A 14,244-nucleotide genomic window follows, 5' to 3' on the forward strand; every position below is an offset into this window, starting at 1 on the left:
TTACATTTGTACGCAAGTGAAAAAATGTCACAATTAATGTTTTCAAAAAAGGAAATTTTAAAACTTCAGGATATTGCAATTGAAGCTGTTTTAGCGGCAGGTTCAGTTATAATTGAAATTTACAATAAAGATTTTAAAGTAGCTTTCAAAGAAGACGAGTCTCCTTTGACTATAGCCGATCAAGAGGCTAATGTAAAAATTGAGCAAATTTTAAAGAAGACATTGATTCCTATCATAAGTGAAGAATCGCGTCAATTACCTTATGAGGCGCGGAAGGATTGGCAGTGTTGTTGGATTGTAGATCCTTTAGACGGCACTAAGGAATTCATTAAAAAAAATGATGAGTTTACAGTAAATATTGCCTTGGTGGAGGATGGTAAACCTTTGATGGGCGTTATTTTTGCACCGGCACTGAATGAGTTGTATTATGGTAATGTATTTGATTCAAAGGGTTATAAGGCCAAAGTCAACTCCGGTGATTCTCTGGAAACGGTGCGTAATAACAGCGTTCCAATTGCTCCTAAAAAAGATCAAGAAGTTTACAGAGTTGTTGGTAGTAGATCTCATATGAATGACGACACCTTACTTTTTGTTGATCAATTAAAAGAAAAGACCAACCAAAAAATTGATATTATATCCAAAGGAAGTTCATTAAAGTTATGTTTGGTAGCCGAAGGTTCGGCTGATGCTTATCCGAGATTTGCGCCAACAATGGAATGGGACATCGCTGCCGGACATGCTATATGTAATGCTGTTGGTTTAAAAGTCAGACAACAAAATTCCGATGGGGAACTACAATACAATAAAGAGAATCTTTTAAATCCTTATTTTTCAGTAACCAATGATTGATCAATCACATAAACGACATGTTGCTAAAGCAATCACTTGGCGTCTTGTAGGCACCATTGATACCATGTTATTGGCTTGGTTAATCTCTGGTAATCCTATGATAGGCCTTAAAATTGGGCTCTCGGAATTGGCTACTAAAATGTTTCTTTATTACTTGCACGAAAGAGTTTGGTTCAAAATAAACCTTTCCAAAGACGGCATATTAAGAGAAAGCAGAAAACGACATATTGCTAAAACAGTTACTTGGCGTATGGTTGGAACCATAGACACCATGTTGGTAGCTTGGATTATTTCCGGAAATCCATTTATTGGATTGAAAGTTGGATTAGCCGAGATTTCTACTAAAATGATATTGTACTATTTACACGAACGTGTTTGGTATCGCAGTAAATTTGGCTTGCCCAAAAAAGAAGAAACCATCACACAAACTATCCCGGTGAGCAATGAGCAGTAATATTACCCGGCAACAGTATTCGGTTAGCAAGGAATCCAGAAACAAACTAAATCAACATCCATCCTTAGTTTTGTGGTTTACCGGTTTATCAGGTTCCGGAAAATCTACTATTGCGGAAGCTGTTGAAACCCAACTCTATGAAATGCAGTGTAGAACTTACACCTTAGACGGTGATAATTTAAGAGGTGGCATTAATTTTGGATTGGGATTCTCAGAAGAAGACCGACATGAAAATCTACGAAGAACCGCTGAAATCGCTAAACTTTTTGTTGATGCCGGAATTATAACCCTTGCCGCTTTTGTCTCTCCATTAGAAAAAGACAGAAAAATGGTGAAAGAAATTATTGGTAAAAATAACTTTGTAGAGATTTTTATCGATACTAGTTTGGAAGAATGCGAAAAAAGAGACGTGAAAGGATTATACCAAAAAGCCCGAAAAGGACTAATCCCAAATTTTACCGGAATAGACGCTCCATTTGAAAGTCCGGCAAATCCCGATATTTGGATTAAAACAGAAAACGAAAGCATAACATCAGCTGTTGCAAAAGTGATTACTTTTGTAAAGCAAAAAATAGAATCTTATAACCATGAGTAAATTTTATTTAAATTATTTAGATGAATTAGAGTCGGAAGCCATCTTCATCTTGCGTGAAGTATGGGCACAATTTCAAAATCCTGTTATCTTGTTTTCAGGCGGAAAAGATTCAATTGTGGTAGCACATTTGGCCAAAAAAGCCTTTTATCCTTCCAAAATACCTTTTGCCCTAATGCATATTGATACCGGGCACAATTTTCCGGAAACGATTCAGTTCAGAGATGATTTAATTGCTGAATTAGGCGCTACTTTATTGGTTGGTTCTGTACAAGAATCCATTGATAATGGAAGGGTTCTGGAAGAAAGAGGAAAGAATGCCAATAGAAATGCGCTACAAACCACTACACTTTTGGACGCCATTGCAGCGCACAAGATTGACTGTGCCATTGGTGGCGGACGTCGTGATGAAGAAAAGGCCAGAGCCAAAGAGCGTTTCTTTTCTCATCGGGATGATTTTGGACAATGGGATCCCAAAAACCAGAGACCGGAATTGTGGAATTTACTCAACGGAAAATATTTTGAAGGCGAACACTTCCGCGCTTTTCCTATCAGTAATTGGACGGAAATGGACGTTTGGAATTATATCAAAAGAGAACAAATTGCCATTCCATCGCTGTATTTTGCCCACGAAAGAGAAGTGCTTTGGCGTAATAACTCTTGGATACCAAAGTCTGAATACCTTATTTTGGACGGTACAGAAGAAGTAATCACCAAAAAAATTCGCTTCCGTACTTTAGGCGATATTACCATCACCGGAGGCATAGAATCCGATGCCGATACTTTGGAAAAAATCGTGGCCGAAGTGGCTTCTTTGCGTCATACCGAAAGAGGTAACAGAGCCGATGACAAGCGTTCGGAATCTTCTATGGAAGACCGAAAAAGAGAAGGTTACTTCTAATATTTCAATTTCAATTCAGTACCCATTAATTTTCAGAACACCATGATTATAGATAACAACCAATTATTGCGCTTTACTACAGCCGGTAGTGTTGACGATGGAAAAAGCACCTTAATAGGAAGACTATTGTACGATTCAAAATCTATTTTTGAAGACCAACTGGAAGCCATTGAAACTACCAGTAAGCGAAAAGGCCATGCCGGAGTAGATTTGGCTTTATTTACCGATGGCCTCCGAGACGAGAGAGAACAAGGGATTACCATTGATGTGGCTTATCGTTATTTTACAACGCCTAAACGAAAGTTCATTATAGCCGATACACCGGGACATATTCAATACACTCGTAACATGGTAACCGGAGCTTCTACAGCTAACGCGGCTATTGTTTTAATTGATGCCCGTCACGGAGTTATTGAGCAAACCAAAAGACATGCTTTTATTGCTTCCTTATTGCAAATTCCGCACATTATAGTGTGTGTAAACAAAATGGACTTGGTAGAGTATTCCGAAACCGTTTTTAATACTATTGTCAATCAGTTTGAAGAGTTCTCGTCTAAACTAAATATCAAAGACATTCGTTTTATTCCTATCAGTGCGCTAGATGGTGACAATGTGGTTAACCGTTCTGCTCATATGGATTGGTACCAAGATTCCCCTTTATTACATTTGTTAGAAACCCTTCACATTAGTAGTGATATCAATAAAATTGACGCTCGTTTTCCGGTACAAACCGTTTTAAGGCCACAGCGCGAAGGATTTATAGATTACCGAGGCTATGCCGGAAGAATTGCCGGTGGCATCTACAGAATAGGAGATTCGGTCACTGTTTTACCTTCTGGATTTGTTTCCAAAATTAAATCGATTAATGCCGGTGAAAAAGAGGTTGAAGAAGCTTTTGCACCAATGTCTGTCTCTATGACTTTAGAAGATGATATTGATGTGAGTAGAGGTGACATGATTGTAAAAACCAATAACCAGCCCGAAATGCTTCAAGAATTTGACGCTATGATTTGTTGGTTCAACAATGGTTCGGCCCGTCCAAATGCCAAGTACACCATTATGCATACATCCAATGAGCAAAAAGCCATCATCAAAAATGTGGTTTATAAAATTGACATCAATTCCTATCATCGCATTGAAACCGACAAAGAATTAAAAATGAATGATATTGCTCGTGTTACCATCCGTTGTAACCAGCGATTAATGACCGATTCTTACCGAGAAAACAGAATTACCGGAAGTATTATTTTAATTGATGATGCCACCAATGAAACCGTAGCGGCCGGAATGCTGGTTTAATGATAATAGGCTATACTAGCCAACACATTTCTAAAAACAATGAACGGAATTTGGTATTCTTCCTCCAAAATAGCAATAATATTTTGCAGGATATTCCTTTTGATGTGGACTTCAAGGCATTTATTGCCTGAGGATTTTGGAATCTTTCATGCCTTTAATATCCTAATTGTTTTGTTTATGGAAATTCCTAACACCGGTTTAGGTGCCAGTTTGATTAAGCAAAAGGAGGTCAATCAAAATCATTTCAATACTGTTTTTTTTTCCTATGTCATTTTTGCTTTGTTTTTTGCCGGCGTCTTGTATTTAGGCAGTGATGCCATAGCTGGTTTTTTCAATATCAATCAACTCAGTGATATTCTCAAAAACATCTTTTGGTTACCCATTTTTATTGCGCTTTCCGCTATTTCCAGAAATATACTCTTACGCGATTTGAAGGTTAAAAAAATCAGTTTGATAGAACTGTTCAGTTTTAGTTGTGTTTATGTTCCGGGCGTTTTTATAGTGTATTATTTTCAACCCAATTATTATGCGTTGATTTATCCCATGGTAGCCCAAGTTTTTGTAGAATCATTACTTTTTTATGCAGTCAAAAAAGAAAAGTATTTCTTTAAGTTTGATAAAACTGCCTGGAATGATTTAATTCATTTTGGCAAATGGAATACCGCCAGCCGAATAGTTGGCATGATGGGAAATCAAGCCGATGGAATAATCATCGGGAAAGTATTGGGAGCAAGTGCATTAGGGGTATACAATCGTTCCTACAGCATCATGAGCACACTGCAAAATTTATATTCTCAATATTTAGACAATATCATTTTTGCTGATTTTGCCCGAATGGAGGATGACAAAAGCCTTCACCTCAAAAAAATAATTAGGGTAGAATACTTACTCAATTTGTTTATTTTTCCATCCTTGCTAATTGTGCTGAGTTGTTCTTCTGAAATAGTATTGATATTGCTGGGTGATCAATGGAAAGCTACGGAAATTCTCCTTCAAATTTTAACTCTGGGATTGTTGTTTCGGTTGAATTATAAAATTACTTTACAATATCTCAGAGCTCAAGGCTACATAAAAAATACGTTTTATTTTTCTTCTTTTTATCTGATAGTCACAGTGCTATTAATGTTGGCTCTCTCAAGTTTTGGCTTAATCGGAATTACTTTAGGTTACTCCTTGGGATTGGTATTTCAATACCTTCAGTTGCACCACAAAGTCAGTAAAGTTATTCCGGGTTATACATTACTTGAATTTTTAAAAGCGAATAAATTTCTGCTTTTGAAATTTGTATTTATATTAGCTTTTTTAATGGCATTTAATCATTATTTGTGTAATGCTTTTAACTTTTATCTGGCCGTTGCAGTAAAAATAGGATTTGTGTTTTTATTTTTTACCAAACCAATTTATTATGAAATTATTTCAATTCTTAAATCAAAAAATAAAAAGCCTTAAAAAGAGAGGTCGGATGGCTTACAATGCAATTTTTATTTTGAGAAAGTTGGGATCGAGTGGGCAAGGATGTGATATAAAAGGAAAAATATTTATCTCCAACAAAGCAAAATTATTTTTGGGAAATAATGTACATCTTGGAGATAATGCTTATTTTAAAACTGAAGGGGAAATACATATTGGAGACAATTGCCACATGAGTAGAAATGTTACCATATATTCCGTAAATCACAATTCAGAAGGGTCAGTTTTACCTTATGACAATACTACATTAAAAAAGAAAGTGATAATAGGTAAAAACGTCTGGATTGGCATGAACGTTAATATCGTTCCCGGTGTAACTATTGGAGATGGTGTTATCATTGGCATGGGAGCAACTGTGACCAAAAATGTACCCGATTTGGCTATTGTTGGCGGTAATCCGGCCACAATACTCAAATATCGCAATAAAGAACACTATGATGATTTAGAAGCAAAACAACAATATGGAGGCAGTGGCGGAAAACCCCTTAAAAAAAATAACCCAAAACTGTAATGGAAAAAGTCTTTGTCATAGGTGGAATGAAATGTGGTACTTCCTCTTTGTACCAAATGTTTAAAAATAATCCTGAAGTTTGCCTTTCAAAATTTAAAGAGACCAGCTTTTTTACCAAAAGAATAGCCAAAGGGATAGATTGGTACAAAAATCAATTTGAGCCTCTCGAGACCACCAAGTTTTTAATGGATGTTTCTCCAAGCTATTCTAAAACACATTTGTTTCCCGACTGTGCCCAAAAAATTTACGATTATGATGCCAATGCCAAAATAATCTACCTTGTTCGCGATCCTTTAGAACGGATTGTTTCCAATATTTATCACGATTTACTCAGGGGAAGACTAACCACTAAACAAATTAAATCGACTTTACAAAACGATGATAATTACATTAAAACAAGTAATTACGGACTCCAAATAGCACCTTACATTGAACTTTTTGGAGAGAAAAATGTTTTGGTTTTGCAGTTTGAAGATTTAAAAACAAACTTGCCGGCATTCAATACTAAAATAGCCAATTTTCTTGGAATTGATTTTAGTGTCGACAATGTTGCAGCGCAAAATGTCTCCGAAAACAGGTACTTGATCAAGTATTTTGACGCAGTGCATTCGCGTTTCGGAAATGGAATTATTTCTAAAATTTACTTTTTATTTTGGCGTCTTGTGAATATAAAAGTCAGTAAACCGGAACTTTCTCAAGAAGAACTTCGTTTTATTTTTCAGGAATTAGAAAAGGACACAGCCACTTTTATCCAAAAGTTTGGCGTCAATGAAAAGGCATGGAAATTTTGGAGTGTTGTCAAAAATCAGCAATAAAGATGAACGTACACCTACATATCGGATTGCACAAAACAGGAACCACCTATTTGCAGTACAACATTTTCCCAAGTCTAAAAGACTTCCATTATGTTCAATTACCACCATGGAGGATTTTAACCCAGGCTAATTTATCCGTTCAAGAATTAGAAAAATACAAGTCGGAAATTTTACAAGGTTGGGATGGGCAAAAGGATTTAATCATTAGTAATGAGTTTTTTTCGGGTGCTATTGAAAAATTCAGCAAGCAACAATTGATTTGTATTTTAGATAATCTGAAACAGCTTTTTCCTCAGGCTAAAATCATCATTGTATTGCGCAGTCCTAAAGGATATTTTAATTCTTTGTACAATTTCAGAGTGGTTAGCAGAGGGTTTTGTACCAAATCGATGAGTGATTATTACGCACAAAATAAACAGTATTTTCTCGAAAAATTTGATTACGACTTTTTGTTAAAAGCTGTCAGCGACCGTTTTTCAAAAACAAGTGCTATCAAATATGAGGAAATTCAAGACAACAATCAATATGTCGCTTTTATTTGTAAAGCGTTAGCAATTCCTTTGTTTGAAGTGTCAAATGACGTAAAAGAAAACACCAGTTCTAAAAAAGGCACCCAAGTAAAAACCCATTTGGCATTGAATAGGATTTTGTTGTCGGGTTTGTTAGAATCTTTTCCGGAAAGTCACTTGAAAAACTATTTGAAAGTTCAATATTTTAATTTCAAAAAGACAAAATTGATAAAGAAAGTCTTGCAAAGAATTGAAAAATCAAAGTTTGTTGTTAATAACGAAAATAAGCTAACTCTAGAACAACAAAATGAGCTAGACCATTTTATAAAAAAATATGACCAACTCCATTTTCCAAATCTATAAAAGATGAAATTGGCTATACCTCATACCATTGTTACTTATCACGAGTTTGGAAACGTATCCAATTTCGAGAAGCAATTACAATTGTTAAGTCGGCAAAAGAAGGTGCTATTGACCACAGATGATGGTGATTTGAGTTTTTATACTACAGCTTATCCGTTGATTTTGAAATATAAAATTCAAACGATATTATTTATTATTCCTTCTTTAATTGGCACAAACGATCCTTTTTGGTGGAATGAAGTGTATTATTATTTAGGCAAAACTGCCGGAAGTCAAAAAATCAAAACCCTTAAATCTATTCCTAATTCCGAAAGAGTTGCCTATTTAGAATCGCTCAGAACATCCGGTGATAAACCACTTTTAAGGCAAACCCAACTCACTGTTGCCCAATTACAGGAAATGCAAAACAATGGCATTATCATAGCCAATCACAGTTTTACCCATCCGATGTTTGACCAATGCAGTGAAGATGAAATTAGAGAGGAATTACGCCGAACCAAAGTTTTTTTTGAGCAAAATCAACTCGATGGTTATTCGCTTTTTGCTTATCCTAATGGGAATTATAACGAGTTGACCGAAAAAGTGCTACAAGAAGAAGGCATTACACAAGCCTTTTTATTCGACCATAAAATCAATAAAGGAAAGATTAATCCGTTGCGCATTTCCCGATTAAGTGTCAATCATGATACGCCTATTTGGAAATTTAAGTTAATTTTATCCGGTTGGCATTCTAAAATAGTGCCGTTGACCAAAACCCTTCATCACTTACTAAGAAAATGAATTATTTGACTTTCAAACAAAAGGTTTTTTCCAGATTTAAAAAATCAGCTGTAGTCAGTGGCTTGTTTTCTTTTTTCGGCAAAGAATTACAACCTGAGAAATGGGTTTTTATCGTAGGCTGTTATAATTCGGGGACAACATTGTTGGCGGAAATATTCGAAAAGCATCCGCAATTGGCTGTATTGCCTGATGAAGGTGTAATGCTCACCAACCAATTGCCAAGACCTGAAGATTTTGGTTGGCGACGGATGTGGTGCGAATGTGAAACCCAAATGCACATTGACCCAAGTAAGGCAACAAAGGCCAGCCGTATCATCAAAAAACATTGGTCACATTTTGTAAAGCGTAACCCCAAAATAGTGGTCGAAAAATCGATTGCCAATGCTACGCGAATGGCCTTTTTTCAGGAGCATTTCCCCAACAGTTATTTTATTTACATCGTTAGAAACGGTTACGCCGTAGCCGAAGGGATTGCTCGTAAAGCAGTGGTCATGGAAGAAAGACAAGCCGAGTTGGGTACCCATTATCCCATTGACTTTCCTGCCAAACAATGGCAAAGGAGTTTGGAAGTTGTTGACGTTCAAAAACCACAAATCAAAAATTTTCTCGAAATCAATTATGAAGATTTAACTGCCGATTTGCAAGGAACCGGAGCTAAAATCAGTACCTTTTTAGGGATAAAACCTTTTGACAACTCATTATTGCAAGGCGAATTTGAAGTGCATGGCAACAAGATGAAGGTCACTAACCAAAACCACAAGAGTTTTGCCCGATTAAGTGAAGAAGAATGGAAAACCATCAATAACTTTGCTGAAAATGGACTAAAACACTATTCATATTATTCTGAAACTCCATCCGTGTAATGAAAGTTTTATTCATACAAGACAGTCTGGGAACCGGTGGTGCCGAAAAATCCAACTCGGAACTTTGGTATTATTTGCGAGACCAAAACGTAACGGTTAAGATTGTCGTTTTAGAACACCGCCAAAAAGGGATAGAAAAAGAAATCATAGAAGCGGGTTTTGACGTGAGTTTTATTGATAAACAAAATTTTTGGCAACAAGTCAACAGTATCAACCGAATTATAAAAGAATACCAACCCGATATTGTCCATTCTGTTTTATTCAGGGCTTCTTTGAGAACCAGATTGGCCAAACTAAAAACATCCTTTTTTCATATAGAAAGCTTAGTAAATTGTACCTATGATGCGGTTCGGTTTTCTGATCCTAAAGTCAATAAATGGGGATTGCATTTTTATAAGTTCTTAGACCGCATCACCCAAATCAAAGGTACAGACAAATTTATCGCCATTACTAATGAAGTACGTGAACATTACCACCAACAGTTGGGTATTCCTCTTGCTAAGATTGGTGTGATTTATAGAGGCCGAAAAGAGAATGTTTTTTTAAACAGCAAAGCCGAAGTTAGAAAAGCTTTGCTTGAGGAACTTAAATTTTCTCCAACCGATATTATCATAACGCATGTGGGTCGTCAAGAATTTCAAAAAGGACATTTGGAATTGCTGCAAGCCATCAAAAGCGTTGACAATCAACTGCAGGCATTGCATTGTAGATTTGTTTTTTGTGGTCGAGATGGAAATAATACCAAAGAAATTGAAACTTTTTTAGCCCAAGAACAATTAAAAACAAACATAGTTTTTTTAGGACATCGTCATGATGTGAACCAAATTTTGGCCGCTTCGGATATATTTGTTTTCCCTTCCAAATATGAAGGTTTGGGTGGTTCACTCATTGAAGCGCAGGCTGCAGGATTGCCCATAGTTTGCAGCAATATCAAAGTGTTTGAGGAAGTTGTTGATGCTGACAGTAATGCTTTGTTGTATGAGCTTGGTGACGCAGCAGATTTGGCCCAAAAATTACTAACCCTTATACAAAATGAAGCTTTAAGAGCAACTATGGGTAAAGCAAGTTTGGCACATTTTAAAGAAAAATTTCAGTTGGAAAATGTAAATTGTCAAATGTTGGCCACTTACGAGAAAATGATTGTATCAACTAACTAATTCTAATATATATGTGGAAAATTATACAAGCAGATTGCAAACGTCATGGAAATAAAAACTTTTTTTTATTGTTTTTTACCAATCCGATTTTGCGATTTAGTGTACTGTTTCGACTCAATCAAAAACTATCCAGATTCAATCCTTTGTTGTATTTTTTTAGAGTTTGGTTCAAGAATTTGAAACAAAAGTATAATCTTCAAATTCCTATTTACACCAAAATAGGTAAAGGGTTTTTACTTAATCATTATGGAGGTATAGTTATTAATCAGCATGTAGTTGTGGGTGAAAATTGTAATGTTTCCCAAGGTGTGACCCTCGGTAACGTTAGTAGAGGAAAGCTTAAAGGAACTCCAACAATAGGTGACAGAGTTTGGATTGGTGCCAATGCCGTAGTTGTCGGAAATATAAAAATCGGGAATGATGTTTTAATCGCTCCGCTTAGTTATGTTAATTTTGATATACCCGATAATGCTGTTGTTGCAGGAAATCCAGCAGTAATTATTAATTATAATACTAGTGCCGGTTATCTCAAAAATCTCATTTAACAGATAAATATAAATCCCTTTGGTCATCTTCCAACTCATACAAAAATCCCAACTTCGTGGCGCCGAAATGTTTGCCGCGCAATTGTCTACGCATTTAGAGCAATTAGGGCATAAAGTGTATTTAATTTCTTTATTTCCAGGGCAAAGTGAATTGCCTTTTTCGGGAGAGCAAATCAGTTTGAATCGTCCTATTGCTAAGCGGTGGACGGATTATCAAGGTTGGAATGCACTAAACCAATTAATACAAAAACACCAGCCCGATATCATACAGTGTAATGCCGGTGATACGTTGAAGTTTGCGGTTTTGTCTCAAAAAATATTCCGTTGGGAACAACCCATTATTGCACGAAATGCCAGTATGGTGAGTCTTTATATCAAAAATCCGTTGACCAAATGGATTAATAAAAAGTTGTACCAAAATGCCGCGATGGTTGTCTCTGTTTCGGAAAATTCTAAGAAAGACCTCAATTCACTTTTCCCGGAAACGACTTCCAAAACTATAGTTCTTCCGGTGGGTATCGAAATCAATACGGTGCATGAAACCAATTGGAAAGGAGGAAATCATGCCAAACATCATATCATTCACGTTGGTGGTTTTAGCTTTGAGAAAAATCATGAGGGATTGTTGTCTATTTTTAAACAGTTTTTGACTAAATATCCGGATGCTCATCTTCATTTATTGGGCGAAGGTCCAAAGAAAAACGAGATAGTACAATTAGCAACCGACATGAATTTGCTAGACAAAGTCACATTTTACGGTTGGGTAGCCAATCCTATGGATTATATTGCTAAGGCTGATTTGTTGGTTTTGCCCAGCATTATTGAAGGATTACCGGGCGTAATTTTGGAAGCCATGCACTGTAAAGTTCCCGTTGTGGCTTATAATGTAGGCGGCATTTCAGAAGTTGTTCAAAATTTAATAACAGGATTTTTAGTTCCTAAAAACGAGGAAGCTATATTTGTAACCGCAATGCATCAAGCACTAACCGAAAATAAGGAAGTTCTTTTAAAAAACGCTTTCGATTTAGTGAATGACAAATACAGTAATGTTACCATTGCTAAGCAGTTTGAATCGGTTTATTTTAATTTAAAACAGCTGCACTAAAAGTCATTATTTTGGAAAAAATTAAAATACTACATATCATCAAATCATTGGGTCGCGGCGGCGCTGAAATGCTTTTGCCTGAGACTTTGAAAGTTCATGATGTCTCAAAGTTTGAATTTCATTACATCTATTTTTTGCCTTGGAAAAATCAAATGGTTGATGCCATCGAAAAAAGTGGTGGAAAAGTAACTTGTTTTTCAGCTAAAAACAACCTTTCATTGTTGTTCCAATTTGCTAAAGTTAATGCGTATTGTAAAGAGCATAAAATACAGATTATACATGCTCATTTACCTTGGGCAGGTGTGTTGGCTAGGATTGTAGGCAGGATATCAGGGATTAAAGTGTTGTATACAGAGCATAATAATTTTGACAAGTATCACTTTTTAACCCGTTTGTTGAGCAAGCTCACTTACCAGTGGCAAACCAAAGTTTTAGCAGTATCTGAGGATGCTAAAGTGGCTTTAGAAAAGCACAACCTTTTTCATGATATTGTATATGTGCCTAATGGGGTTAATACTTCCTTTTTTTCAAAGAAAAAGAAGTTTGAAAAGTTAGAACATGTAGAACAATTTGTGGCAAATGACAAGGTAATTGGTACTGTGGCTGTTTTCAGAAAGCAAAAAAGACTCGATATTTTTATTGAAGTCGCTCATTTGGCCCAACAAAAGAAACTGCCGTTTAAATTTTTGATGGTAGGTGATGGTCCCGAGATGGAAATGATTAAAGGTTTGACAGCACAATATCAGTTGCAAAATGTACTTTTAGCCGGTCTTCAGGAAAGTCCGGTTGATTTCATGTGTTATATGGATATTTTTCTGATTACCAGTGACTTTGAAGGACTTCCGGTAGCCTTATTAGAAGCTATGAGTATGGAAATTGTTCCTTTTTGTACCGAAGTAGGAGGAATACCAAATGTTGTAAAAAACACTCAAAATGGCGTTTTGTTAACCTCTCAGGAACCAGAGGATATTTTGTTTGCATTAGTGCAAAAGAGCATTAATGAAAGTGCTAACTTTGAAACGATGAAAAAGAATGCCAGAGCTACTGTTGAAAATCATTACAGCATACAAAGAATGGTAAACCAATTAGAATCGATTTATACAGAAGTGCTGAATCATGGATAATAACTTTGTTTACCAATGGGCTAAACCGGAAGATGTTGACCAAATTGTTGCCCTCTTTGAGCTTTGTTTGGGCACTGAAGGTGGTGCGCCAACTGTAGGTTTTTGGAATTGGAAGCATAATCAAAATCCGGGAGGAATATCCCCTGTGATTTTGGCTTGGGATAAGGATAAACTTATTGGAATCAGGGCTTTTATGTGTTTTAAATTTCACAGTAAAGATGGAATTTATAAAGCCTACAGACCTGTTGATACTGCCACTCATCCGGATTATCAGGGCAAAGGAATTTTTAAAAAATTGACGCTGACTTTAATTGAAGATTTGCAACAAATAGAGGAAAAAGCCTTTATCTTCAATACGCCCAATACACAATCTAAACCGGGCTATTTAAAAATGGGTTGGAAGGTATGGGGAAAACCTTTGATACAAGTTATGCCGACATTTGCTTTTTGGGGAGGCAATTTTAAAAAACATCAGACCCAATTATTACAACATGATTTTTCTAATATCTTGGTTAATAAAGACGAAAAACTATCGGTTTGTAAAGATGCCGATTATTACAAATGGCGTTACCAAGATATTGCTTTACAACAATATGGACTGGTAGAAATTGACAATTATTTGATTATTTACCGACAAAAAAAAGTCAAGTTTTTGAAGGAATTCAGAATATGTGATATCATATATAAAAACAGTAGTTGTGAAACGATGCCTGTTTTTGTTTTGATTCGACTGCTTTTTTTGTTCCCGCCCGGATTTATTACCTTTATCAGTCAGAACAAGTTTCTGCTTAGCTTAAAGCTAAAAAGCAAAGCACCAATGGTTACTTACAGAAAAGTCAAAGAAACCGATGCCGCTATATCTTTTAATGCCATTGATTGGAACATTGGGGAACTAGAACTTTTTTAA

16 protein-coding genes are annotated in these 14,244 nt (G+C 36.0%); all 16 read left to right on the forward strand.

Annotated features, from left to right (window positions below; all coding sequences use genetic code 11):
- Positions 1-24: 24 nt before the first annotated feature.
- From cysQ to P7V56_RS05795, 16 genes are read left to right on the forward strand one after another with little or no spacing between them, the layout of a single operon-like run.
- Positions 25-849, forward strand: coding sequence for a 3'(2'),5'-bisphosphate nucleotidase CysQ (gene cysQ / locus P7V56_RS05720; protein WP_240976659.1), 825 nt, complete (start codon positions 25-27; stop codon positions 847-849).
- Positions 842-1,303 (forward strand): DUF2061 domain-containing protein, encoded by a 462-nt coding sequence (locus P7V56_RS05725; protein ID WP_171222714.1) that lies wholly within the window; start codon positions 842-844, stop codon positions 1,301-1,303. The genes cysQ and P7V56_RS05725 overlap by 8 nt, the downstream gene beginning before the upstream one ends.
- Entirely contained in the window at positions 1,293-1,898 is a 606-nt protein-coding gene (gene cysC, locus P7V56_RS05730) for an adenylyl-sulfate kinase (RefSeq protein WP_171222715.1), read from the forward strand. The genes P7V56_RS05725 and cysC overlap by 11 nt, the downstream gene beginning before the upstream one ends.
- The gene (gene cysD, locus P7V56_RS05735) at positions 1,891-2,796 is read left to right on the forward strand and encodes a sulfate adenylyltransferase subunit CysD (protein WP_171222716.1); all 906 of its coding nucleotides are present in this window, start codon (positions 1,891-1,893) and stop codon (positions 2,794-2,796) included. The genes cysC and cysD overlap by 8 nt, the downstream gene beginning before the upstream one ends.
- Positions 2,797-2,838: 42 nt before the next feature.
- Positions 2,839-4,095, forward strand: coding sequence for a sulfate adenylyltransferase subunit 1 (locus tag P7V56_RS05740; RefSeq protein ID WP_171222717.1), 1,257 nt, complete (start codon positions 2,839-2,841; stop codon positions 4,093-4,095).
- Between the two features lie 39 nt (positions 4,096-4,134).
- On the forward strand, positions 4,135-5,544 hold the full coding sequence (locus P7V56_RS05745; RefSeq protein ID WP_171222718.1) for an oligosaccharide flippase family protein: 1,410 nt from the start codon (positions 4,135-4,137) through the stop codon (positions 5,542-5,544).
- A 13-nt stretch (positions 5,545-5,557) separates the two neighbouring features.
- A complete protein-coding gene (locus P7V56_RS05750; protein ID WP_171222719.1) occupies positions 5,558-6,076 on the forward strand; it encodes an acyltransferase in 519 nt (172 codons plus the stop codon).
- Complete coding sequence (locus P7V56_RS05755) at positions 6,076-6,891, forward strand: sulfotransferase domain-containing protein (RefSeq protein ID WP_171222720.1); 816 nt, start codon at positions 6,076-6,078, stop codon at positions 6,889-6,891. Before P7V56_RS05750 ends, P7V56_RS05755 begins: the two co-directional genes overlap by 1 nt.
- A gap of 2 nt (positions 6,892-6,893) precedes the next feature.
- Positions 6,894-7,763: a sulfotransferase domain-containing protein gene (locus P7V56_RS05760; RefSeq protein WP_171222721.1), complete on the forward strand. Its 870-nt coding sequence runs from the start codon at positions 6,894-6,896 to the stop codon at positions 7,761-7,763.
- 3 nt (positions 7,764-7,766) lie between these two features.
- Positions 7,767-8,543, forward strand: a complete 777-nt coding sequence (locus tag P7V56_RS05765; protein ID WP_171222722.1) for a polysaccharide deacetylase family protein — start codon at positions 7,767-7,769, stop codon at positions 8,541-8,543.
- Positions 8,540-9,406 (forward strand): sulfotransferase family protein, encoded by an 867-nt coding sequence (locus P7V56_RS05770; protein ID WP_171222723.1) that lies wholly within the window; start codon positions 8,540-8,542, stop codon positions 9,404-9,406. The genes P7V56_RS05765 and P7V56_RS05770 overlap by 4 nt, the downstream gene beginning before the upstream one ends.
- On the forward strand, positions 9,406-10,563 hold the full coding sequence (locus P7V56_RS05775; protein ID WP_171222724.1) for a glycosyltransferase family 4 protein: 1,158 nt from the start codon (positions 9,406-9,408) through the stop codon (positions 10,561-10,563). Before P7V56_RS05770 ends, P7V56_RS05775 begins: the two co-directional genes overlap by 1 nt.
- Before the next feature lie 11 nt (positions 10,564-10,574).
- The gene (locus tag P7V56_RS05780) at positions 10,575-11,108 is read left to right on the forward strand and encodes a serine O-acetyltransferase (RefSeq protein WP_171222725.1); all 534 of its coding nucleotides are present in this window, start codon (positions 10,575-10,577) and stop codon (positions 11,106-11,108) included.
- Between the two features lie 19 nt (positions 11,109-11,127).
- Positions 11,128-12,213 carry a glycosyltransferase gene (locus P7V56_RS05785; protein WP_171222726.1) on the forward strand — a complete coding sequence of 362 codons (1,086 nt, stop codon included), beginning with the start codon at positions 11,128-11,130 and terminating at the stop codon, positions 12,211-12,213.
- An 11-nt stretch (positions 12,214-12,224) separates the two neighbouring features.
- A complete protein-coding gene (locus tag P7V56_RS05790; protein ID WP_205959385.1) occupies positions 12,225-13,337 on the forward strand; it encodes a glycosyltransferase in 1,113 nt (370 codons plus the stop codon).
- Entirely contained in the window at positions 13,330-14,244 is a 915-nt protein-coding gene (locus P7V56_RS05795; protein ID WP_171222727.1) for a GNAT family N-acetyltransferase, read from the forward strand. Before P7V56_RS05790 ends, P7V56_RS05795 begins: the two co-directional genes overlap by 8 nt.

It is taken from the genome of Flavobacterium sp. IMCC34852 (genome assembly GCF_030643905.1).
Taxonomy (GTDB): domain Bacteria; phylum Bacteroidota; class Bacteroidia; order Flavobacteriales; family Flavobacteriaceae; genus Flavobacterium; species Flavobacterium rivulicola.

Bases quoted from the DNA above. Each gene is read 5' to 3' on its own strand.
- cysQ (WP_240976659.1), top strand. From the start codon at position 25: ATGTCACAATTAATGTTTTCAAAAAAGGAAATTTTAAAACTTCAGGAT.
- P7V56_RS05725 (WP_171222714.1), top strand. From the start codon at position 842: ATGATTGATCAATCACATAAACGACATGTTGCTAAAGCAATCACTTGG.
- cysC (WP_171222715.1), top strand. From the start codon at position 1,293: ATGAGCAGTAATATTACCCGGCAACAGTATTCGGTTAGCAAGGAATCC.
- cysD (WP_171222716.1), top strand. From the start codon at position 1,891: ATGAGTAAATTTTATTTAAATTATTTAGATGAATTAGAGTCGGAAGCC.
- P7V56_RS05740 (WP_171222717.1), top strand. From the start codon at position 2,839: ATGATTATAGATAACAACCAATTATTGCGCTTTACTACAGCCGGTAGT.
- P7V56_RS05745 (WP_171222718.1), top strand. From the start codon at position 4,135: ATGAACGGAATTTGGTATTCTTCCTCCAAAATAGCAATAATATTTTGC.
- P7V56_RS05750 (WP_171222719.1), top strand. From the start codon at position 5,558: ATGGCTTACAATGCAATTTTTATTTTGAGAAAGTTGGGATCGAGTGGG.
- P7V56_RS05755 (WP_171222720.1), top strand. From the start codon at position 6,076: ATGGAAAAAGTCTTTGTCATAGGTGGAATGAAATGTGGTACTTCCTCT.
- P7V56_RS05760 (WP_171222721.1), top strand. From the start codon at position 6,894: ATGAACGTACACCTACATATCGGATTGCACAAAACAGGAACCACCTAT.
- P7V56_RS05765 (WP_171222722.1), top strand. From the start codon at position 7,767: ATGAAATTGGCTATACCTCATACCATTGTTACTTATCACGAGTTTGGA.
- P7V56_RS05770 (WP_171222723.1), top strand. From the start codon at position 8,540: ATGAATTATTTGACTTTCAAACAAAAGGTTTTTTCCAGATTTAAAAAA.
- P7V56_RS05775 (WP_171222724.1), top strand. From the start codon at position 9,406: ATGAAAGTTTTATTCATACAAGACAGTCTGGGAACCGGTGGTGCCGAA.
- P7V56_RS05780 (WP_171222725.1), top strand. From the start codon at position 10,575: ATGTGGAAAATTATACAAGCAGATTGCAAACGTCATGGAAATAAAAAC.
- P7V56_RS05795 (WP_171222727.1), top strand. From the start codon at position 13,330: ATGGATAATAACTTTGTTTACCAATGGGCTAAACCGGAAGATGTTGAC.